Here is a 21,403-nt window from a genome sequence, read left to right as displayed (position 1 = left end):
GTGGCTATAAAGCCGAATTGTCGTAATTTCATGCATTCCCCCAGTCCCCAACGGGACCGGGGCCGAGAGGTTGCTGGTGCGGGCCGGATTGGCGCAGTTCCCATTCGTCGGCCAGCTCGTCCCAGTAATCGGCGGACAGGCCGCGCCGGCCGTGCGCCAACCATCCGTCCGTGTCGCGTTCCAGGTGCAGCCCCAGCTCGGCGAACGGGTCGATCCACGCGCCCGGCTCGACGCCCAGCCGGGTCAGGGCCGTGTTGATCGGCCACTCGGCGCGCGGCCGGTCCAGGGCGTTGTCGTAGCGCGGCCCCCAACTCACGTCGCCGCCCAGCCACACCACCGCCGACTGGTGGCCGAGGCCGCCGGTGAACTCCGCCTCCAGGTAGGCCACCGGGCCGCCCGTCGACCAGCGGGCCAGCAGCTCCGCCAGCGGCGGCGACAGGACCAGCTCGAACGGGCGCTCGGCGCACGGCCCGTCGGTGGCGAAGTCCGGCGGCCGACCGGTCAGCTCCTGCACGAGCTGCGGGGTGACCGGCAGCAGCGCGAAGTCCTGCCGGAGCGCGGCCAGCACCGCGTGATCCAGGTCGGCGGTCTGCTCGCGCAGCAGCTCGATGTCGGCGACCACGGCGCTGAGCTGGTAACTCATCCGATCCTCTCGGCATCCACAGCCTGTGGATAGAACATGTGTACGACGGCGGATCCGCTGCCGCCCTGGAACGGTAGCCCGGCGCCGGGGGTGGAAAACCCCCGGATCAGGTCGGATGGTTTCCGGCTTACCGCGGCCGAGCGCGGTGCCTAGCGTCGATCCCGTGATCGAACTACGTGAGTTGACCAGACGCTACGGGAACCGGACCGCCGTGGACCGGCTCACCGTCCGGGTGCAGCCGGGCGTGGTGACCGGCTTCCTCGGTCCGAACGGGTCCGGCAAGTCGACGACGATGCGCATGATCCTCGGCCTGGACGCCCCGGACCACGGCGAGGCGCTGGTCGACGGCGTCCGGTACGCGGACCTGAGCTGGCCGCTGCGGGCCGTCGGCGCGCTGCTCGACGCCGGCGCGTTCCACCCCGGCCGCAGCGGCCGCGCCCACCTGGCGGCGCTGGCCGCGAGCAACGACATCCCCGGCGCCCGGGTCGAGCGGGTGCTCCGCGTGGTCGGCCTGTCCGATGTGGCGGACCGGCGCGCCGGCACCTACTCGCTGGGCATGCGGCAGCGGCTCGGAATCGCGGTCGCGCTGCTCGGCGACCCGGGCGTCCTCCTGCTCGACGAGCCGGTCAACGGGCTGGACCCCGAGGGCATCCGCTGGATCCGGGACCTGTTGCGCGGGCTCGCCGCCGAGGGCCGGACCGTGTTCGTGTCCAGCCACCTGATCGCCGAGATGGCGCTGACCGCGGACCGGCTGGTGGTCATCGGCCGCGGCCGGCTGCTGGCCGAGACGACGGTCGCCGAACTCGTGGCCGGCGGCGACAACCTGGAGGACGCGTTCCTCCGACTCACCTCGCAGGTCACCGACCACCGCGGAACGGACGTGTCATGAGCGGCTACGGATTCCGGCACGCGGCCCGGATGGAACGGATCAAGCTGACCAGTGTCCGGTCGACGTGGTGGCTGGCGACGGCGGCGGTGCTCTCGATGGCGGCGGCCGGCGTGGGGGTGGGAATCGGCTACCGCGCCCACACGCCGGTGGCCACCACCGCCCAGATCCTGAACAACAGCCTGAGCGGCGCCATCCTGGCCCAACTCCTGCTCGGCGCGCTCGGCGTCCTCGCGGTGACCGGCGAGTACGGCACCGGGACGATCCGCTCGACGTTCGCCGCGGTCCCCCGCCGCCGGACCGTCCTGGCCGCGAAGGTCGCCGTCGGCGGTGGCGCGGCACTCGTCGTCGGCCTGCTCGCCAGCGTCGCCGGCTACCTGGGCGGACAACTCGCGATCCGCGGCACCGCCATCCCGGCCGCCTCCCTGGGCGACCCGCAGATCCTGCGCGCGGTGCTGCTCACCGGCGGCTACCTGGCCGCCGCCGCGCTGATCGGGGTGGGCGTCGGAACCGTCGTACGGCACTCCGGCGCCGCGATCGGCACGCTGTTCGCGCTGGTGTTCGTACCGTCGTTCGCGATCGGACTGTTCGGGGAGGACGGCATCGCCGTCGGCCGCTTCGTCCCGCTGCTGATGCTGCTCAACTCCGTCGCGGTGACCACGCCGACACCCGGCCTGTTCGCCGGCTGGATCAGCGTGCTGCTGATGTGCGGGTACGCGACAGTGGCGATCCTCTGCGGCGGCGTCCTGCTCCGCCGGCGCGACGCGTGAGACGCGACAATGGGCCGATGACCGCACTGCGTGCCCCGTTCACCGCAGCGGTCCTGCGCCGGGCGGTGTTCTGCCTGGTCGGCGTGGTCAGCGCGGCGGCGATCCTGGCCGTGCCGGCGCTCGTGCCGGCGCTGGGCGCCCTCATCCTCCGGGCCACCGGAGGCATGTCCCGGCAGCCCGCGCCGGCCGTCGCGCCGATCTTCCTGGTGCTGTTCCCGCTCACCGTCGCGCTCCTGGTCGTGCTGGCCGCCCCGCTCGGGCGCGTCACCGGCGGCATGCACCGCCGGCTCGCCGGCCGGCTGCTCGGCGTACACGTGGACGCCCCACCACCGCGATCCTCGAACCGGCTCGGCGCGCTGGTCGCCGACGGGCCGGGCTGGCGCGCGGTCGGATACGGCCTGCTCAAGGTGCCCCTGGCCATCCCGCAGGGCTACGGCCTGTTTTGCTACGTGCTCGGCCCGGTGAACCTCAGCTATCCGCTGTGGTGGCCGCTGTTCCGCAACCACCCGCCCGGTACCCGCCTCGGGCCGGTGTGGGCGTTGACGCCGTTCGGCCTCCTCGGCACGCGGACGTTCGCCGGCACGTTCCTGATCGCCGCGGCCGGCCTCGCCATGCTGTTGGTCGCGCCGTGGCTGATGCGCGCCGGCACCGCACCGGACCTGGCCGCGATGCGGCGGCTGCTCGGCCCGCGCCGGCTCGCCGAACGGGTACGCGAACTCCAGGCCAGCCGCGCCCGGGCGATCGACGACGCGGCCACCATGATGCGCCGGCTGGAACGCGACCTGCACGACGGCGCGCAGATCCGGCTGGCCACGCTCGCGATGAACCTCGGCATGGCGACCGAGAAGCTCGGTGCCGACGGCCCGCCACCCGACCTGCGGCAGGCCCGTGAACTGGTCGCGCTCGCCCACCGGGGCGCGAAGGACGCCCTCGCCGACCTGCGCGACCTGGTGCGCGGGATCCACCCGCCGGTGCTCGACAACGGCCTCGGCGACGCGCTGGCGACGCTCGCCACGAGCAGCGCCGTCCCGGTGGCGGTCTCCGTCGACCTGCCCGACCGTCCGGCCCCGGCGATCGAGACCATCGCCTACTTCTGCGCCGCCGAGCTGCTCGCCAACGCGGCCAAGCACAGCCGGGCGAGAGGGGTCGGGCTCGGCGTCGCCGGCGCCGGCGCGCGCCTGACGCTGACCGTCACCGACGACGGCGTGGGCGGGGCCGACCCGGACGGCCCGGGCCTGGCCGGCCTGGCCCGTCGCGTCGGCGTCGTGGACGGGCGGATGCGCGTGCACAGCCCGGCCGGCGGTCCCACCCGGGTCGAGATCGACCTGCCCACACACGCGTGAACGGAGGCGACGACATGCGGGTGGTGATCGCGGAGGACGCCGCGATGATGCGCGAAGGACTGGTCCGGCTGCTCACCGACCGCGGCTTCGAGGTGTGCGCCGCGGTGGCCGACGCCGACGCGCTGCGGTCCGCGACGGCCGCCCACCTGCCGGACGTGGCGGTGGTCGACATCCGGATGCCCCCGACGCACACCGACGAGGGGCTGCGCGCCGCGCTCGACATCCGGCGCGACCACCCCGACGTCGGCGTGCTGGTCTTCTCCCAGTACGTGGAGACCCGCTACGCGACCCGCCTCCTCGCCGACCGGCCGACCGGCGTCGGCTACCTGCTCAAGGACCGGGTCGCCGACGTCGCCGACTTCGTGGACGCGCTGACCCGGGTGGCGTCGGGCGGCACCGCGCTGGACCCGGAGGTGGTCGGTCACCTGATGCGCGCCGGGCAGCGCATTACCGGGGTGGCGTCGTTGACGCCGCGCGAGCGCGAGGTGCTGTCGCTGATGGCCGAGGGGCGGTCCAACAGCGGGATCGCGGCGGCGCTGGTCATCACGCCCGGGGTGGTGGAGAAACACGTGGCGAACATCTTCGCCAAGCTGGGCCTGCCGTCGTCGGACACCGACAACCGCCGGGTCCTGGCCGTCCTGCGCCACATCGGCGGCTGACATCCGCGTACGCGGAAGGGGGCCGGCCCTCGACGGGCCGGCCCCCTGGCGATCAGGTCGTCACCACGCGGACATGTCGGGCAGTTGGTCGATCGAGATGGTCCTGGGGTTGGCCATCGCGGTGCGCCACAGCCCGGCCACGTCCTTGCCGCTGCCGTTCCAGTCGCGCGACGCCCAGACCACGAAGTACGGCCAGGCCGGGTCGGAGTTGGGGTTGAGCGGGCTGAACGTCTCCGCCACGCCGGTGGTCTTGGCGCCGCTGACCGCCTTGGTGGTGGCGAAGTCGCCGCTGCTCTGGAAGTAGTCGGAGGTGACCAGGTCGACGTAGCCGTCACCCGGGTACCAGGACGCGAGCGAGGTGCCCTGGCCGCTGGCCATGCCGTTGAACACCCAGACGATGTTGTGCGCGCCGGCGAGCTGGGCCCGCTGGTAGATCAGCCGCCAGAGCTGCTTGTAGGCGTCCTGGCCCTTCTTCGCCCACCACATGTAGTTGTTGTTCGCCTCGTGCAGCGGGCGGAACAGCACCGGGACACCGGCGTCGCCCATCTTCTTCAGCTCGCGCACCACCAGGTCGATGTCCTGGTAGAGCTTCGACGACGGGTTGCTCAGGTCGGGCTGGAAGTCGCACGGCGCGGAGTAGTTGCCGCCGCGCGGGCAGTACCAGTGCCACTGGAACGCCACGATGCCGTTGCGCGCCTTGGCCCAGTCGATGACCTGCTGGGTCTGGATGCTGCCCCGGGTGTACTCCATGAAGTCGAACGCCACGATCGCCGGGTAGCGGCCGGTCAGCTGCTGCACCTTGTCCGCGTCCGGCAGGTCGGTCTGGCCGCTGACGTAGGTGTGCGTGCGCAGGTAGCAGATCAGGTTGCGGGCCTTCGAGTTCGCCTGCGGGTCGGCCGGGGCCTGGCCGCAGTCCGGGCCGGGCGGGGTGGGCGGCTTCACCGCGTACACCTCGAACTCGTAGAGCGAGTAGCCCCAGGCGGTGCCGCGGGCGGTGCCGGACATCCGCACGTACCGGCCGCTCGCGCCGGCCGGCGTCACGTCGTCGGTGCCGCCGTCGCCGGTGGTGGTGCTGAACACCGGGGTCCAGGTGGTGCCGTCCGTCGAGGTCTGGATCTGGTACGCCCTGCCGTAGGCGGCCTCCCAGCGCAGCCGCACCGTGTTGATCGGGTACGTGGCGCCGAGGTCGACCTGGATCCACTGCGGGTCGGCGTAGAGGCTGGACCAACGGGTGCCGCCGTTGCCGTCGACCGCCTGGGCGGCGGCGTTCGGGCTCTCCGTCGACGACGCGGTGACCGGCCGGTTGAGCGCAAGGTTGCCGGTGGGGGTGCTGGTCGGGTCCGGCGTCGGGCTGGCGGTGGGGCTCGGGCTTGCGGTCGGGCTCGGGCTTCCCGTCGGCGTCGGGCTGGGCGGGGTGGTGTCGCCGCAGGCCGCGCCGTTGAGCGTGAACGCGCTCGGGGCCGCGTTCGACCCGGTGTAGGTGACGTTGAAGCCGAAGCTGACCGTGCCGCCGGCCGGGACGCTCGCGTTGTAGGAGACGTTGGTGGCGGTGGCGTTCGCGCCGGACTGGGTCCTGGTCGCGTTCCACATGTCGCCGATCACCTGGTTGCCGGGGAACGTCCAGCCCAGCGTCCAGCCGTTCACGGCGGCGCCGGTGTTGGTGATGGTGACGTTCGTGGTGGCGCCGCCACTCCATTCGTTGGTGACCTGCCAGGCCACCGAGCATGCCCCGGCGGCGGCCTGGGCGGGTGGCGTGGTGACGAGGGCGGTGGCCAGCGCGGTGACGGCTGCCGCCGCCCCGGCCAGGCACGCCCGCGTGCGGGTGCGCTGGATCATGAGGAACTCCCGTAGGGGTGATGGTTGCGGGGAGCCCTCGCCGCCCGGACGGGTCGGGCCGTCGGTTGCCCTTCCGACGGCCCGACCCGGCGAAGATATCCATGATGGTCTTCTTAACCGGTTAACTTTGTCAATGCCTGTCGAACACCTGTCGAACGGTAAGGATTATGAACCGGTCAAGGGTGCGGCCGCGTCGTGGATGGCAGCCAGCGCCGGCACCCGGGAGAAGACCACCCAGAGCGTGGCGAGCGAGACGCCCACCGCGCCGATCGACATCGCCGCGAACGGGCCCGCCTGCGTCGCCACCACCCCGCCCAGGGCGGCGCCCACCGGCACGCAGCCCCAGGAGATCAGCCGGTACGCGGCGTTGACCCGGCCGCGCAGCCTCTCCGGCGTGGCGGTCTGGCGCAGGCTCACCGCGTGCACGTTGGCGATGCCGATGCCCACGCCCATGACCGCGAAGACGGCGCCGAGCAGCGGCAGCAACCCGGCCCCGGCCCGGTTCGCGAGCAGCGCGCCCAGCGGTGCGCCGTTGCCCACGGCGAGCGTGCACAGCAGCACCCGGCCGTATCCGAAGCGGCCGGTGAGCCGGGCGCCGAACCAGGCGCCGACGAACGAGCCGATCCCACCCGCGGTGAAGACGGCGCCGATCGCGACCGGGCCCAGCCGCGCCACCTGGACGGCGTAGAGCAGCAGACCGAGGACGAATACCTCGTTGAAGAGGTTGAACGTGGCCGCCTCGCCGAGCAGTGGACGCACGTACCGGTGTCGGATCGCGACGACGACGCCCTGCGCCGCCTCGCGCAGCGCCGAGCGGTGGCCCGACGGTCGGAGCGCGGCCGGCTGCCGGTCGGCGCCGGCCAGGCGGATCCGGCCGAGCGACACCGCCGACGCGACGTGGCCGAGCGCGTTGCAGAGCAGCGCGACCGGCGCGGAGACCGCCTGGACCAGCAGCCCGCCGAGCCCCCGACCACTCATCTCGGCGGCGGACTGGGCCGCGGAGATCTTGCCGTTCGCGTCCACGAGTTGGCCCTCGTCGACGATCGCCGGCAGGACCGCGAAGTCGGCGACCTGGAACAGCACCGTCAACGTCGCGACGACGAACACCACGACGTAGAGGCCGGTCATGGTGGCGGTGCCCGTCCAAGCGGCCACCGGAATGAGGAGCACGAGGAGCGCGCGCCCGAGGTCGGCGCCGACCATCAGCCGCAGCCGGCCCGGTCCGAGCCGGTCGACCAGCAGCCCGGCCGGGAGGGTGGCCAGCAGGAACGGCAGGAACTGCACCACCCGCAGAGTGCTCGCCTGCGCCGCCGAGGCGGAGAGCGTGAGCAGTGCGAACAGCGGCAACGCGAGTTCGGCGACCTCGCTCCCCAGTGCGGAGGCGGCGGACCCGCGCCAGAGCCGGCGGAAGTTCGGGTTACTCCACGCAGGCGGCGTGGTCCGGTCGGCGCTAACCGTCATCATGCTTATGGAGGTTATTGATAACCCGTTATGCGCGCAAGACGGTTACGATGTCGGCATGTCCACCGGTCCCGCCATGGCGGCGCCGGACCGGCTCGAACCGGTCCGGCGGTTCCTCAACACGCTCGACATTGAGGCGGGCACCGACGCGATCACCGACCCGGCCGGGTTGGCGACGTGGCTGACGGCATCCGGCCTGTGGCGCGGCGACGCGCCGGTGACCGACGACGACCTCCGCCGGGCGCGCGAGCTGCGGGAGGCGCTGCGGGCGGCGGCCGTCGCCAACCACGACCGCGCCGCGTTGCCCCCGCCCGTGCTGGCGGTCCTGGACGCCGCCGCCGAGCGGGCCGGGGTGCGGATCTCCTTCACGCCCGACCGGGGTTGGCTCGCGACCGCCGGCGCGACCGGCGTCGACGGGGCGACGGGGGAACTCGTGCTCCGGGTGACCGGGTCGATGGCCGACGGCACCTGGCCCCGGCTCAAGATCTGCGCGAGCGACGCCTGCCGGTGGGCGTTCTACGACTCGTCCCGCTCCGGCACCGGCAAGTGGTGCTCGATGCAGCTGTGCGGCAACCGGGCCAAGCAGGAGGCCTGGCGTGGGCGTCGCCGGGAGGCCGGATGACGGGAACGAAGAAGGGCCGGCACGCGAGGTGCCGGCCCTTCTTCGACGGCGGAGGATACGAGATTCGAACTCGTGAGGGTGTAAACCCAACACGCTTTCCAAGCGTGCGCCCTAGGCCTCTAGGCGAATCCTCCGCGAGCCAGGATACAGGTCCCGCGACGGCGGGCCACCCCACCCTCCCGGAAGATCCACACGGCTTCGGGTAGGCTTGGCGGCACCCCCCGTGCGGCGTGCATCTCGTGAACCTCCCCAGGGCCGGAAGGCAGCAAGGATAAGCGGGCTCTGACGGGTGCACGGGGGGCCTTTCTGTCTCCGGGTACCGGTAACGTCGTTGCGGGTCAGGTCACTCAGGTGGTGAGTGGTCACCGGCGGCCGACCGGCGCAGAATGGCTCGGTCGAGAGGAGGCGGGACGGGTGGCACTGGCCCTTTACCGCAAGTACCGGCCCCGTACGTTCGCCGAGGTCATCGGCCAGGAGCACGTCACCGAGCCGTTGTCGCAGGCGCTGCGCAGCGGGCGGCTGAACCACGCGTACCTCTTCTCCGGCCCCCGCGGCTGCGGCAAGACCTCCAGCGCCCGGATCCTGGCCCGCTCGCTCAACTGCGAGCAGGGCCCCACGCCCGAGCCGTGCGGGCAGTGCGAATCCTGCCGCTCGCTGGCCACCGACGGCGCCGGCTCGATCGACGTCATCGAGATCGACGCGGCCAGCCACGGCGGCGTCGACGACGCCCGCGAGCTGCGCGAGAAGGCGTTCTTCGCGCCGGCTCGCAGCCGCTTCAAGATCTATGTCATCGACGAGGCGCACATGGTCTCGTCGGCCGGCTTCAACGCCCTGCTCAAGCTGGTCGAGGAGCCACCGGAATACGTCAAGTTCATCTTCGCCACCACCGAGCCGGAAAAGGTCCTCGGCACGATCAAGTCGCGGACCCACCACTACCCGTTCCGGCTGATGCCGCCGAAGGTGCTCCGTCCCTACCTGGAGCAGTTGGCCGAGGCCGAGGGCGTCAAGATCGAACCGGCGGTCTTCCCGCTGGTGGTCCGCGCCGGTGGCGGCAGCGCGCGGGACAGCCTCTCCGTGCTCGACCAGCTCATCGCCGGCGCCGGCCCGGAGGGGGTCGGCTACGCCCGGGCCGCCGCGCTGCTCGGCGTCACCGACTCCGCGCTGATCGACGAGATGTGCGACGCGCTGGCCGCCGGGGACGGCGCGGCCGCGTACGCGACCGTCGACCGGGTCGCCGAGGCCGGCCATGACCCGCGCCGGTTCGCCTCCGACCTGTTGGAGCGGCTACGCGACCTGATCGTGCTCCAGCAGGTGCCGGACGCCGCGACCAAGGGCCTCATCGACGGTCCGGCCGACCAGATCGAGCGGATGGCCGCGCAGGCCCAGCGGCTCGGCCCGGCCACGCTGTCCCGCTGCGCCGACATCGTGCACAACGGCCTGGTGGAGATGCGCGGCACCACCGCGCCCCGCCTGCTGTTGGAGCTGATCTGCGCCCGGATGCTCCTGCCCGGCGTCGACGACTCGTCCGGCGGCCTGCTCCAGCGTCTGGAGCGGATGGAACGCCGGCTCACCCTCGGCGCCGCCGACCCCGCCGCCACCCATGAGGTACGCCCGGCGGCTCCCGCCCCGGGCGCGGCTGCCGCCGCGATCCACCCGGAGTCCGGCGGCACGCCGGCGGCTGCCGACGGCCCGACCGGCGCCGCCGCCGCCCGGGCCGCTGCCGCGGCGGCATCCGGGTCCCGTGGCGCCCCCGGGTCCGGTTCCCGGTCCGGTCCGGTCGCCGCCGACCGGTCCGGTTCCACCGCCGCTCCGACCTCCGGCCCGGGCGCAACCGGGCCGGCCGGCGCCGACACCGGCGCGGGTGCCTCCGCCGCCGGCCCGGGCTCCGTCGCGGCCGCTCCCGCCGCCGGCCCGGGTCCCGTAGCGGCCGCTCCCGTCGCCGGCGCGGGTCTCGTCGCGGCCGCTCCCGTCGCCGGCGCGGGTCTCGTAGCGGCCGCTCCCGTCGCCGGCGTCGGTCCCACGCCGGATGCCCTCGGTGTCGGCCCGGCCGGCCCGGTTGCGGGTGCCGACGGCCCGGCCGCGGCGGTCCGCCGCAGCGCGCCGCCGGTAGTGATGCCCGATCCGGCCACCCCCGAGCCGCCCCGTCCCGGCACGGCGAACCCGGGCGCGCTGGACGCGGTCGCGGTGCGCCGGGTCTGGCCGGAGGTGGTGGGCAAGGTCAACCGGAGCAACAAGCGGATCGCCGCGCTGATGCGTGACGCCGTGGTCCGGGACCTGGACGGCGACACGCTGGTGCTGACCGTGAAGTCGACGGTGCTGGCGAAGATGATGGCGGACCACGCCGCGGTGCTCACCGACGCGCTCTACGAGGAGTTGGGCGGTCGCTGGCAGATCCGCTGCGAGGTGGCTGGCGAGCGGGGTGGCGCGACGCTCGGCGGTCCGCCGCGTGCCGCCGCCCGGCCGCCGTCCCCGCCTGCGGAGGCCCCCGCCCGCCCGGACCGCGGCGGCCCGACCGACCCGGGTCGCGCCGGGCGCGCGGGCGACGATGCCGGCGGCCAGGGCGGCCAGGGCGGCCAAGGTGGGCTCAGGAGTCAGGAGGACCGCGGTGGCCCGGGCCGGTCGGGGTCCGACGCCTCGGGTGCGGTTCCCGCCGCCGGCGAGGCCGAGGACTGGCCCGAGCCGGCCCGTCCGGGTGGCGCGACGGCGACCGCGGACGAGTGGCCGGAACCGGCTCGGCCGGGTGGCGAGCCGGGCGCAGCCGCCAGCGGCGCGCCGGTGGGCGGCGCGACGGCGAACGGCACGTCCGGCGGCGGCACGCCGGCGGCAGTCACCGCGCCGGCAGCGCCGGTGACCCGGGCGACCGGGTCTCAGCCGGGCGCGTCCTCGACGCCCGCGCCCAGCGGCCCGCCGGTCAGCAGCGCCATCGCGGCGGCGCGGGCGGCCGCGGCGGGGCGGGGTCCGCGTACCGGGGCGGGGGCGCGCAAGACGGCGGACGCCGACTGGGCCGGCGAGCCGCCGTACGATCCGGATTTCGACGGCCCGGTGCGCAGCGGTGCGGGCCGCCCCGGCGGTGCGCCGGCGGCGACCCTCGAGGGCTTCGACCCGGGCGACGAGCCGCTGGACGAGGTCATCGACGAGCGGACCGCGCGCGAGTCCAGTCAGGAGCAGGCGGTACGGCTGCTCCGCGAGGCGTTCGGCGCGGAACAGATCGGTGAGGTGGACGCGCGGTAGCCACATACCGCACTCCACCCTGTCCAATAGGCGTTCTCCCTGCTCAGGGCCTTGACGTCGGCAGAATTGCCTGGTGACCATCGATGTCGGCTTGATGCCGTTCAGAGGGGTCGGTGAGCAAAGTGAGACTTGTTCCATTGGGGGTGGTTCTCGGGGCTGCCCTGTCCCTGACCACGGTGCTGGCGCCGGTGCCCTCGGGCGCCGCCCCGGTGCCCCAACCCGATCCGGCGACGGCCCGGGTCAGCGTCTCCAGCGGCCGGGCCCAGGCGAACGAGCGCAGCTCCAGCAGCAGCTCGTCGCGCACCGGCCGCTTCGTCTCCTTCGCCTCCCGCGCGTCGAACCTGGTGGCGGACGACACCAACGGCGTCGACGACGTCTTCGTCCGGGACCGGACGACGGCGACCACCAGCCGGGTCAGCGTCTCCAGCACCGGCGTCCAGGGCAACGCCTACAGCACCGGTCCGGCGACCAGTGGCACCGGCCGGTACGTCGCCTTCATCTCGGCGGCGTCGAACCTGGTGCCGGGGGACACCAACGGCGTGGTCGACGTCTTCGTCCGGGACCGGGTCGCGTCCACGACCGTCCGGGTGAGCGTGCCCGACGGCGGCGGGCAGGGCAACGACGCCAGCACCGTGCCGAGCATCAGCCAGGACGGCCGGTACGTCGTCTTCAGTTCGTTCGCCAGCAACCTGGTGCCGGGGGACACCAACAGGTTCGCCGACCTGTTCGTCCGGGACCTGCGGCGCGGCACCACCAGCCGGGTCAGCGTCCCCGCCACGGGCGGCCAGGGCAACGGTCCGAGCGGCTTCTCGTCGTCGACCATCAGCGGCGACGGACGGTGGGTGGTCTTCGAGTCGACGGCGTCCAACCTGGTGCCCGGCGACACCAACGACGCGCCGGACGTCTTCCTGCGCGACCTGAGGCGGGCGGTCACCTCCCGGGTCAGCGTCTCCTCCACCGGGGCGCAGGGCCAGGGTGTCAGCAGCGATCCGGCGATCAGCGCCGACGGCCGGTACGCCGCGTTCAGTTCCTGGTCGCCGAGCCTGGTGCCGGGCGACACCAACGGCGTCGAGGACGTCTTCGTCCGGGACCTGGCCACCGGCGTGACCCGTCGGGTGAGCGTGACCGCCGGTGGCGTCCAGGGCGACAGCAGCAGCTACCAGCCCGCGATCAGCGGTGACGGGAGGCGGGTCGCGTTCGTCTCGGGGGCGTCCAACCTGGTGCCGGGGGACACCAACGGGACCGAGGACGTCTTCCTGGTCCGATGGCGGGCCGGGACAACCACCCGGCTGAGCGTGTCGGCCGAGGGCGCTCAGGCCGACAGCTTCAGCAACGACCCCTCGATCGACCACCGGGGGCGGTACGTGTCGTTCACCTCGAACGCGACGAACCTGGTGCCCGGCGACACCAACGACATGCTCGACGTCTTCGTCGCCGCCGCCGACGGGGCCGGTGGTCGCCCGCCGTCGCGGTGATCGCGGACCGGCGGGCGGGCCGCCGCGCGGGACCGGCTGCTCACAGCGGATAGGCTGAGCGGCGGCCGAGCAGACGAGTGCGAAGAAGGAGCGGTCCGTGCGCCCAGGTGGACAGCCGAACATGCAGCAGATGCTGAAGCAGGCGCAGAAGATGCAGCAGCAGATCGCCGCCGCCCAGGCCGAGCTGGCCGACGCGGAGCTGACCGGCACCGCCGGTGGTGGCCTGGTCACGGCCACGGTCGCCGGCACCGGTGAGCTGAAGGCGATCAAGATCGACCCGAAGGCGGTCGACCCTGAGGACGTGGAGACCCTGGAGGATCTCGTCGTCGCCGCCGTGCACAACGCCGCCGAGGCGGCCCGCGAGCTGACCGAGAAGAAGATGGGCCCGGTCGCGGGCGGGATGGGCGGCCTCGGCCTGCCCGGTTTCTGAGCCGGCAGATGTACGAAGGTGCCATCCAGGATCTGATCGACGAGTTGGGTCGGCTGCCGGGCGTGGGCCCGAAGAGCGCCCAGCGGATCGCGTTCCACGTCCTGTCCGCGGATCCGGCCGACGTCAATCGGCTGGCCGGCGCACTGCGCAAGGTCAAGGACCTGGTGCGGTTCTGCACGACCTGTTACAACGTGGCCGAGTCCGAGCAGTGCCGGATCTGCCGCGACCCGCGGCGCACCGACGAGGTGCTCTGCGTGGTCGAGGAGCCGAAGGACGTGGTGGCGATCGAGCGGACCGGCGAGTTCCGCGGGCGCTACCACGTGCTCGGTGGCGCGATCAATCCGTTGGAGGGCATCGGCCCGGACAACCTGCGGATCCGCGAGCTGATGACCCGGCTCGGCGGTGGCGAGGTCCGCGAGCTGATCCTCGCCACCGACCCGAACACCGAGGGTGAGGCGACCGCGACCTATCTGGCGCTGATGGTCAAGCCGATGGGGATCGCGGTGACCCGGCTGGCCAGCGGCCTGCCGGTCGGTGGCGACCTGGAGTACGCCGACGAGATCACGCTGGGCCGCGCCTTCGAGGGGCGCCGGGCGGTCTGAGTCACCGGCCTGGCGGCGGGCGGTGTGCCCGCCGCCGGGCCGCTCCCGGCCGCGCGGTGCGAGGAAGCCTCGGAAGGTGTCGGCTTGGTAGCGATTGCCCTCGGCTCTTTCCACTTCTGTGTGACATGCCATAACCTCCCGCTCACGGACTGAGTCACAGCTCGGCGTGGACACATGCGCATGACAGAGGTGAGAGATGCAGGCGAGCAGGCTGAAAACGGCCGTGGCCCTCGCGGCCGTGGCCGCCCTGGCGGTCGGTGCGTCCGGCTGCGCCAAGAGCGACCGCGAAGAGGGCGGTGGTGACGCCAAGACCGGCGGCACCTTCGTCTTCGCCGGTGCCGGGGACCCGAAGAACTTCGACCCGATCTTCAACGACGACGGTGAGTCGTTCCGGCCGATCCGCCAGATGTACGACACCCTCGTGCAGAACAAGCCCGGCACCGCCGAGCTGCAGGGTGCCCTGGCGGAGAGCTGGGAGCACGACCCGGACGGCAAGGTCTGGACCTTCAAGCTCCGCAAGGGCGTGAAGTTCCACGACGGCACCGACTTCAACGCCGCCGCGGTCTGCTTCAACTTCGACCGCTGGTTCAACATGAAGGGCGCCGCCGCCCAGTCGCAGATGATCTACTACTCGGACACGTTCGGCGGCTTCGCCAAGAACGAGGCCGAGGGTGCCGGCGACCCGGTCTACAACAAGTGTGAGGCCAAGGACGACGGCACCGCCGTCATCACGATGAACCAGTACAAGGGCGCCTTCCCGGGTGCCTTCGCGCTGACCGCGCTCTCGATCGCCAGCCCCGAGGCGCTGAAGAAGTACGATGCCGACACGGTGAAGCAGAACGGCGACTCGTTCGAGTACAGCGCGTTCGCCAACGAGCACCCGGTCGGCACCGGCCCGTTCAAGTTCGTCGGCTGGGACAAGGCCAAGGGTGAGATCACCCTGGACCGGAACCCCGACTACTGGGGCGAGAAGGCCAAGGTCGACAAGCTGATCATCAAGATCATCAAGGACGAGAACACCCGTAAGCAGGAGCTGAAGGCGGGCACCGTCCAGGGCATCGACTTCCCCGCCCCGGCCGACCGCAAGGCGCTTGCCGGTGAGGGCTTCCAGGTTCTCGACCGCCCGGCGTTCAACATCCTCTACCTCGGCTTCAACCAGAAGAACCCGAAGCTGAAGGACCTGAAGGTGCGCCAGGCGATCGCCTACGCGCTCAACCGCCAGCAGCTCGTCCAGACCAAGGGCCCGGGTGGCACCAAGGTCGCCGACGAGTTCATGCCGGACACCGTGCTCGGCTACGCGCAGGACGTGCAGAAGTACGAGTACAGCCCGGACAAGGCCAAGCAGCTGCTCAAGGAGGCGGGCGCGGAGAACCTCACGCTCAACTTCTACTACCCGACCGACGTCTCCCGGCCGTACATGCCGAACCCGCAGGAGATCTTCACCGTCCTCGCCAACGACCTGCAGGCCGTCGGCATCAAGGTCAACGGTGTGGCTCGCCCGTGGAACGGTGGCTACAAGGACGACGTGCAGCAGTTCGGCAAGCACGACCTGCACCTGCTCGGCTGGACCGGTGACTACAACGACCCGGGCAACTTCGTCGGCACCTTCTTCGGGCGCGGCAAGGTCGAGTTCGGCGACCAGGCCATGACCGACATGTTCGCCGCCATCGGCAAGGCCGACGGCACTGTGGACGAGGCCGGCAAGAAGGCCGCCTGGGAGCAGGTCAACCGCGACATCGCCGCCAAGTGGCTGCCGGCCGTGCCGGTCTGGCACGCTCCGCCGGCCATCGTGGTCACCAAGGACGTCAAGGGTCTCGTCGCCAGCCCGCTGACCGACGAGCGGTTCAACACCGTCAGCGTCGGCTGAGGCGTCACCCACCGCTGACGCCCCACGCGGAATCGGCCCGGGCCGGGCTCTCTCTCCCGGCCCGGGCCGACCCGCTGTTCAACGAGAAATCTGGTGTGTGAGAGATGTTGCGAGTCATAGTTCGCCGCCTGCTGCAGCTGGTGGTGACCCTGATAGGGCTGTCCGCGCTGGTCTTCATCTGGCTGCGGAACCTTCCCGGCGGCCCGATCGAGGCGCTGCTCGGTGAGCGGGCCACGCCGGAGCGGCGGGCCCTGCTGACCAAGGCCCTCGGCTACGACCAGCCGATCCTGGTGCAGTACGCGAAATTCATGCAGCGGCTGGTGACCGGCGACTTCGGCAACTCGATCCGGAGCGGCGACCCGGTCACCGAGGTGATCGGCCGGGCCTTCCCGGCCACCGTGGAGCTGGCCGCCGCGGCCATGATCATCGCGATCGGGCTCGGCGTGCCGCTCGGCTACCTCGCCGCCCGGCACCGCGGCCGGCTGCTCGACAACCTGAGCATCGGCGGCACCCTGCTCGGCATCTCGATCCCGATCTTCTTCCTGGGCTACCTGCTCAAGGACGTCTTCACCCAGAACATGCACCTGTTCCCGCCGTCCGGCCGGATCAGCACCGGGCTGGACAACACCGACATCACCGGCTTCTTCGTGCTGGACGGGCTGCTCACCCGCGAGTTCGACGCCACCGGCGACGCGCTGTGGCACCTCATCCTGCCGGCGATCACGTTGGCCACCATCCCGCTCGCGGTCATCGTCCGGATCACCCGGGCCAGCGTGCTCGACGTCCTCAACGAGGACTACGTCCGCACCGCCGAGGCGAAGGGCCTGCGCCACAAGACGATCCGCGGCCGGCACATCCTGCGCAACGGCCTGCTGCCGGTGGTCACCACCATCGGCCTGCAGACCGGTGCGCTGCTCTCCGGCGCGGTGCTCACCGAGCGGGTCTACAACTGGGGTGGCCTCGGCACGCTGATCTACGACTCGATCAGCGGCGGCCGCGACTACCCGGTGCTCCAGGCGCTGATCCTGCTGGCCGCGCTGGTCTTCGTGTTGGTCAACCTCCTGGTCGACCTCTCCTACGCCTTCATCGACCCGAGGGTGCGTGTGCGATGAGCGATCCGATCATCCAGCCCACCGTGGGCGCCCAGCGCGAGAGCGTGGACCCCTCGGCCGTCACGGAGAAGCGTGAGGGCACGCTGCCCCGCGGCCTCGACCGGCTCGGCGAGCGCAAGCGCGCCCGGCTGGAGCAGTTGGCCCAGGCCACCGCGGACAAGGGCGGGGTCAGCCTGGTCCGCGACGCGTTCCGCCGGCTGCGCCGCAACCCGACCGCCATGGTCGGCGCGTCCATCGTGGCGCTCTTCGTCCTGGTCGCGATCTTCGCGCCGCTGCTCGCGCCGCACGACCCCGCGCAGCGCTTCGACGAGTTGACGAAGAACCTGACCGTCGACAGCATCCCCGGCGCCAGCAGCGAGTTCCCGCTCGGCTCCGACCCGCTCGGCCGGGACTTCCTGTCCCGGATGATCCACGGCAGCCGGCAGACGCTCTTCGTCGGCGTGCTCGCCACGCTGATCGGGCTGGCCCTGGGCGTGCTGGTGGGCGCGCTCGCCGGTGCGTTCGGCGGCTGGGTCGACAACATCCTGATGCGCTTCACCGACGTGATGCTGGCCCTGCCGGCGCTGCTGCTGGCGATCAGCCTGGTGGCCATGGCCAGCCGGTCCAGCCAGTGGACGGTCATCCTCGCGGTGGCCATCGTCAACGTACCGATCTTCGCCCGGCTGCTGCGCGGTTCGATGCTCGCCCAGCGGGAGAGCGACCATGTGCTGGCCGCCCGCGCGCTCGGCGTCAAGCGGGGCGCTATCGTACTGCGGCACATGCTGCCCAACGCGATGACCGCGGTGATCGTGCAGGCGACCCTGACGCTCTCCACCGCCATCCTGGAAGCCGCGTCGCTGTCCTTCCTCGGCCTCGGTGACCCGGACATCAACCGCGCGGAGTGGGGCCTGATGCTCGGTGTGGACGGTCAGCGCTACTTCGAGGTGCGGCCGGAACTCGCCTACTTCCCGGCCGTCGCGATCATCGTGGTCGCGCTCGGCTTCACCCTGCTGGGTGAGGGCATGCGCGAGGCGATCGACCCGAAGAGCCGGCGGTGACGGCGGTGCGGACCAACGACCAGCACGGTGAGGAAGTGACCCGATGAGCCTGCTCGACGTACGCGACCTGAGCGTCGTGTTCCAGCGCCGCGGTGAGCGACCGTTCACCGCCGTCGACGAGGTCAGCTTCAGTGTGGAGCCGGGGCAGACGGTGGGCCTGGTCGGCGAGTCCGGCTGCGGCAAGAGCGTCACCAGCCTGGCGATCATGGGCCTGCTGCCGCAGCGCGGCAACAAGGTCACCGGCGAGGTGAACTTCGACGGGGCCGACCTGTTGAAGCTGCGCCCGGACGACCTGCGGGACCGGCGCGGCCGGGACATCGGCATGATCTTCCAGGACCCGCTCTCCTCGCTGAACCCGGTCATCCCGATCGGCACCCAGGTGGCCGAGGTGCTCGAACGGCACCGCGGCATGGACCACAAGGCGGCGCTGAAGGAGGCCCGGGAGCTGCTCGACGCGGTCGGCATCCCCGACCCGACCCGGCGGCTGAAGGAATACCCGCACCAGATCTCCGGCGGCATGCGGCAACGGGCCCTGATCGCCATCGCGCTGGCCTGCAAGCCGCGGCTGCTGATCGCCGACGAGCCGACCACCGCGCTGGACGTCACGATCCAGGCGCAGATCCTCACGTTGCTCAAGGAACTCGTCGACGAGACCGGCACCGCGCTGATCATGATCACGCACGACCTGGGTGTGGTGGCCGGGCTCTGCGACACGGTCAACGTCCTCTACGGCGGCAAGATCGTGGAGCGGGCGGAGCGGCACGAGCTGTTCGCCCGACCGCGGCACCCGTACACGCACGGGCTGCTCAACTCCGTGCCGAGGCTCGACTCGCCGCGCGGCGAGCGACTGCACGCCATCCGTGGCTCGGTGGCCGACAACATCCCGTGGGCCGAGGGCTGCGCGTTCGCGCCCCGGTGCGACAACGTGGTGGACGCCTGCCTCGACGGCACGCCCCCGCTGGAGCCCACCGCGAACGGCGGCGACCTGCGCTGCAACAACCCCGTTTCCGAGGAGGTGGCGGTCCCGTGACCGAGCCGACCGAGCCGACCGGACCCCTGGTCGAACTGCGCGACGTCAAGGTCCACTTCCCGATCAAGAGCGGCGTGCTCTTCGACCGGACGATCGGGCACGTCTACGCCGTCGACGGGGTGTCGCTCGCCATCAACCGGGGCGAGACGTACGGGCTCGTGGGCGAGTCGGGCTGCGGCAAGTCCACGCTGGGCCGAGGTCTGCTGCGCCTGGTCGAGCCGACCGACGGTGAGATCGTCTTCGACGGCACCGACCTGCGCGCGCTCAAGGACGAGCCGATGCGCCGGATCCGCCGCCGGATCCAGATGATCTTCCAGGACCCGCTGTCCAGCCTCGACCCCCGGCAGTCGGTGGAGTCGCTGCTGGTCGAGGGCCTCAAGGCGCACGGCCTGGCGAAGGACAAGGCCGCCGTCGACAAGCGGCTCCGCGAGGCGCTCGCCGCGGTCGGCCTGCCGGCGTCGGCGCTGAGCAAGTATCCGCACGAGTTCTCCGGCGGGCAGCGCCAGCGCATCGGCATCGCCCGGGCGCTGGTGCTCGAACCGGACCTGATCGTCGCCGACGAGCCGGTGTCCGCGCTGGACGTGTCGATCCAGGCCCAGGTGCTCAACCTGCTGGACGAACTCCAGGACGAGCGGGGCCTCACGTACCTGATCATCGCGCACGACCTGGCGGTGGTCCGGCACATCGCCGACACGGTCGGGGTGATGTACCTCGGCGGCCTGGTGGAGGAGGCGTCCAGCGACGACCTCTACCGGGAGCCGATGCACCCGTACACCAGGGCGCTCATGTCGGCGGTGCCGGTGCCCGACCCGCAGGTCGAGGACCGGCGGGAGCGGATCCTGCTCGCCGGCGACCTGCCGTCGCCGGCGAACCCGCCGGCCGGCTGCCGGTTCCACACCCGCTGCCCGTGGGCCCAGCCCACCCGCTGCGCCGACGAGCGGCCCGCGCTGCGCGAGGTGCTCGACGGGCACCGGGTCGCCTGCCACTACGCCGAGGACATCGCGGCCGGCAAGATCCGGCCGCACGAGGTGGAGCCGGAGCTGGTCCGGCCGGACGACGGCGCGGCGCCGGGCGAGACCGGCGAACTCATCCCCACCCCGTGACCCGAGGACGCGTCGGCCCCGCCCGGGGCCGACGCGTCCGCTCGGTTTCAGCCCTCGGGGCGGTTGAGCAGCCCCACCGCGATCGTGTGCACCGCGTCCAGCGCGGCCGGGTCGGCCAGCGGCGCGCTGCCACCGGTGACCGCGTACCACTCGTCGGCGTCCTTGTACTGCACCCGCAGCGTCACCTTGCCGTCGGCGTGCTCGGTGCGCAACGTCAGCTCGCCGGTCACCACGCCGACCTCGTCGGTCATCACCCCGCCCGGGCCGGCCGTGATGTCGGCGGTACGCGCCGCCGCCCCGGACGGCGCGCCCCCGGCCGGCGCACCCGGCGCCGCGTCGGCGGCCATGCCCGCGCCGGAGACGTCGGCGGGTGCCGCCGGCCGGCCGTCCGCGGTCATCCCGGCCGAGGCCGGACCGGTCGGCGCCGGACCGCCCGCGGTCGGACCGGTCGGGGTCGGGTCGGTGCCGGCCGCCGCGGCGTCGTCGCCGGTGGCGTCCGGCGTCCTCTCCGGGGCCGGCGCGCCACCCGCCCCGGTCACGGCTTGCTCGCCCATGTGCAGCCCTCCAGCATGTCGGTGAGGGCGGCCTTCTCGGCAGTGGTCACCGTCAGCCGCCAGTAGTGCTTGACCGTCACCCAGTCGGCGGCGTACTGGCACCAGTACGACCGGTTCGCCGGCTTCCACTGCGACGGATCCTGGTCACCCTTTGCCCGGTTGGAGCGCGCGGAAACCGCGATGAGCTGCGGTCGGGTCAGGTCGTTGGCGAAGTCGCCGCGCTTCGAGTCGTCCCACTCGTCCGCGCCGGAACGCCAGGCGTTCGCCAGCGGCACGGTGTGGTCGATGTCCACGTCCGACGGGTCGGTCAGCTCCACCCCGTCGTACACGCTCTCCCACCGCCCACCGACCACGTTGCAGCCGGAGAGCTTGATCCCCTCACCGTCCTTCTGGAGGACGCTGTCCCGCACGTCGCAGTTCTTCCCGGTGTCCCGCCAGTGCGGGAACCGGGTGCGGCTGTAACCCTTCATCGACCCGGCAGCGGCCACGGTGAGCTGGCCGAGCTGCTGATTCACGTTCCCCGAAGCGCTCGGCGGCGCGTCCGGCTCGGTGACCGCGGGGTCACAGCCGGCCGCGCCGAGGGCGAGCACCGCGGTGAGCGCGGCGGTCAGCCCGGCTCGGACTCCTGAACTCGTACGCACAGACGACACCTCTCCAGCTTGCGGGCTCCGGGCGAGTCCGCACAGTACCCGGCGGCGGTTTCTCTGATTCGTGGCGTCGGCCGTGGATCGAGGGCAGAGTG

19 protein-coding genes, 1 tRNA gene and 1 other RNA gene are annotated in these 21,403 nt (G+C 72.3%); 15 read left to right on the top strand and 6 right to left on the bottom strand.

Annotation, left to right across the window (positions count from 1 at the left end; all coding sequences use genetic code 11):
* Window positions 1–28 precede the first annotated feature (28 nt).
* Complete coding sequence (locus GA0070213_RS26250) at window positions 29–643, bottom strand: hypothetical protein (protein ID WP_091070363.1); 615 nt, start codon at window positions 641–643, stop codon at window positions 29–31.
* A gap of 163 nt (window positions 644–806) precedes the next feature.
* On the opposite strand from GA0070213_RS26250, the gene GA0070213_RS26245 reads away from it, so the two are divergent.
* From GA0070213_RS26245 to GA0070213_RS26230, 4 genes are read left to right on the top strand one after another with little or no spacing between them, the layout of a single operon-like run.
* The gene (locus tag GA0070213_RS26245) at window positions 807–1,532 is read left to right on the top strand and encodes an ABC transporter ATP-binding protein (RefSeq protein ID WP_091070361.1); all 726 of its coding nucleotides are present in this window, start codon (window positions 807–809) and stop codon (window positions 1,530–1,532) included.
* Window positions 1,529–2,299 carry an ABC-2 transporter permease gene (locus GA0070213_RS26240; protein WP_091070358.1) on the top strand — a complete coding sequence of 257 codons (771 nt, stop codon included), beginning with the start codon at window positions 1,529–1,531 and terminating at the stop codon, window positions 2,297–2,299. Before GA0070213_RS26245 ends, GA0070213_RS26240 begins: the two co-directional genes overlap by 4 nt.
* A 17-nt stretch (window positions 2,300–2,316) precedes the next feature.
* Window positions 2,317–3,642, top strand: coding sequence for a sensor histidine kinase (locus GA0070213_RS26235; protein ID WP_091070356.1), 1,326 nt, complete (start codon window positions 2,317–2,319; stop codon window positions 3,640–3,642).
* A gap of 14 nt (window positions 3,643–3,656) precedes the next feature.
* Window positions 3,657–4,301 carry a response regulator transcription factor gene (locus GA0070213_RS26230; protein ID WP_091070436.1) on the top strand — a complete coding sequence of 215 codons (645 nt, stop codon included), beginning with the start codon at window positions 3,657–3,659 and terminating at the stop codon, window positions 4,299–4,301.
* Between the two features lie 60 nt (window positions 4,302–4,361).
* Here the strand turns inward: GA0070213_RS26230 and GA0070213_RS26225 are convergent, their stop codons facing one another.
* Complete coding sequence (locus tag GA0070213_RS26225; RefSeq protein WP_091070353.1) at window positions 4,362–6,137, bottom strand: glycosyl hydrolase; 1,776 nt, start codon at window positions 6,135–6,137, stop codon at window positions 4,362–4,364.
* Window positions 6,138–6,302: 165 nt separating this feature from the next.
* The gene (locus GA0070213_RS26220) at window positions 6,303–7,601 is read right to left on the bottom strand and encodes an MFS transporter (protein ID WP_091070351.1); all 1,299 of its coding nucleotides are present in this window, start codon (window positions 7,599–7,601) and stop codon (window positions 6,303–6,305) included.
* Between the two features lie 55 nt (window positions 7,602–7,656).
* Between GA0070213_RS26220 and GA0070213_RS26215 the strand changes: the two genes are divergently transcribed.
* Window positions 7,657–8,220: a CGNR zinc finger domain-containing protein gene (locus tag GA0070213_RS26215; protein WP_175441501.1), complete on the top strand. Its 564-nt coding sequence runs from the start codon at window positions 7,657–7,659 to the stop codon at window positions 8,218–8,220.
* Window positions 8,221–8,269: 49 nt separating this feature from the next.
* Here GA0070213_RS26215 and GA0070213_RS26210 read toward each other — a convergent pair.
* Window positions 8,270–8,354, bottom strand: a tRNA-Ser gene (locus GA0070213_RS26210).
* 81 nt (window positions 8,355–8,435) lie between these two features.
* Here GA0070213_RS26210 and ffs point away from each other — a divergent pair.
* From ffs to GA0070213_RS26160, 10 genes are all read left to right on the top strand, one after another.
* An RNA gene (gene ffs, locus GA0070213_RS26205) (signal recognition particle sRNA small type) lies at window positions 8,436–8,526 on the top strand.
* A 108-nt stretch (window positions 8,527–8,634) separates the two neighbouring features.
* Window positions 8,635–11,451 (top strand): DNA polymerase III subunit gamma and tau, encoded by a 2,817-nt coding sequence (locus tag GA0070213_RS26200; RefSeq protein ID WP_091070347.1) that lies wholly within the window; start codon window positions 8,635–8,637, stop codon window positions 11,449–11,451.
* A gap of 143 nt (window positions 11,452–11,594) precedes the next feature.
* Window positions 11,595–12,926: a TolB family protein gene (locus tag GA0070213_RS26195; protein WP_217628659.1), complete on the top strand. Its 1,332-nt coding sequence runs from the start codon at window positions 11,595–11,597 to the stop codon at window positions 12,924–12,926.
* 121 nt (window positions 12,927–13,047) lie between these two features.
* Complete coding sequence (locus GA0070213_RS26190) at window positions 13,048–13,356, top strand: YbaB/EbfC family nucleoid-associated protein (protein WP_217628661.1); 309 nt, start codon at window positions 13,048–13,050, stop codon at window positions 13,354–13,356.
* A gap of 8 nt (window positions 13,357–13,364) precedes the next feature.
* Window positions 13,365–13,958, top strand: coding sequence for a recombination mediator RecR (recR, locus tag GA0070213_RS26185; protein ID WP_013289050.1), 594 nt, complete (start codon window positions 13,365–13,367; stop codon window positions 13,956–13,958).
* 196 nt (window positions 13,959–14,154) lie between these two features.
* Window positions 14,155–15,825, top strand: a complete 1,671-nt coding sequence (locus GA0070213_RS26180; protein ID WP_091070342.1) for an ABC transporter substrate-binding protein — start codon at window positions 14,155–14,157, stop codon at window positions 15,823–15,825.
* A 104-nt stretch (window positions 15,826–15,929) separates the two neighbouring features.
* Window positions 15,930–16,937: an ABC transporter permease gene (locus GA0070213_RS26175; protein WP_091070339.1), complete on the top strand. Its 1,008-nt coding sequence runs from the start codon at window positions 15,930–15,932 to the stop codon at window positions 16,935–16,937.
* Window positions 16,934–17,974 carry an ABC transporter permease gene (locus GA0070213_RS26170; RefSeq protein WP_091070337.1) on the top strand — a complete coding sequence of 347 codons (1,041 nt, stop codon included), beginning with the start codon at window positions 16,934–16,936 and terminating at the stop codon, window positions 17,972–17,974. The genes GA0070213_RS26175 and GA0070213_RS26170 overlap by 4 nt, the downstream gene beginning before the upstream one ends.
* A 43-nt stretch (window positions 17,975–18,017) precedes the next feature.
* Window positions 18,018–19,004 carry an ABC transporter ATP-binding protein gene (locus GA0070213_RS26165; protein ID WP_091070335.1) on the top strand — a complete coding sequence of 329 codons (987 nt, stop codon included), beginning with the start codon at window positions 18,018–18,020 and terminating at the stop codon, window positions 19,002–19,004.
* Window positions 19,001–20,107 carry an ABC transporter ATP-binding protein gene (locus GA0070213_RS26160; protein WP_175441500.1) on the top strand — a complete coding sequence of 369 codons (1,107 nt, stop codon included), beginning with the start codon at window positions 19,001–19,003 and terminating at the stop codon, window positions 20,105–20,107. Before GA0070213_RS26165 ends, GA0070213_RS26160 begins: the two co-directional genes overlap by 4 nt.
* Before the next feature lie 47 nt (window positions 20,108–20,154).
* Here the strand turns inward: GA0070213_RS26160 and GA0070213_RS26155 are convergent, their stop codons facing one another.
* Window positions 20,155–20,661, bottom strand: coding sequence for a hypothetical protein (locus GA0070213_RS26155; protein ID WP_091070332.1), 507 nt, complete (start codon window positions 20,659–20,661; stop codon window positions 20,155–20,157).
* Complete coding sequence (locus GA0070213_RS26150) at window positions 20,643–21,302, bottom strand: HNH endonuclease family protein (protein ID WP_091070330.1); 660 nt, start codon at window positions 21,300–21,302, stop codon at window positions 20,643–20,645. The genes GA0070213_RS26155 and GA0070213_RS26150 overlap by 19 nt, the downstream gene beginning before the upstream one ends.
* Between the last annotated feature and the right edge of the window lie 101 nt (window positions 21,303–21,403).

It is taken from the genome of Micromonospora humi (assembly GCF_900090105.1).
GTDB lineage: Bacteria > Actinomycetota > Actinomycetes > Mycobacteriales > Micromonosporaceae > Micromonospora > Micromonospora humi.
This window is presented reverse-complemented; position numbering and strand designations above follow the sequence as displayed.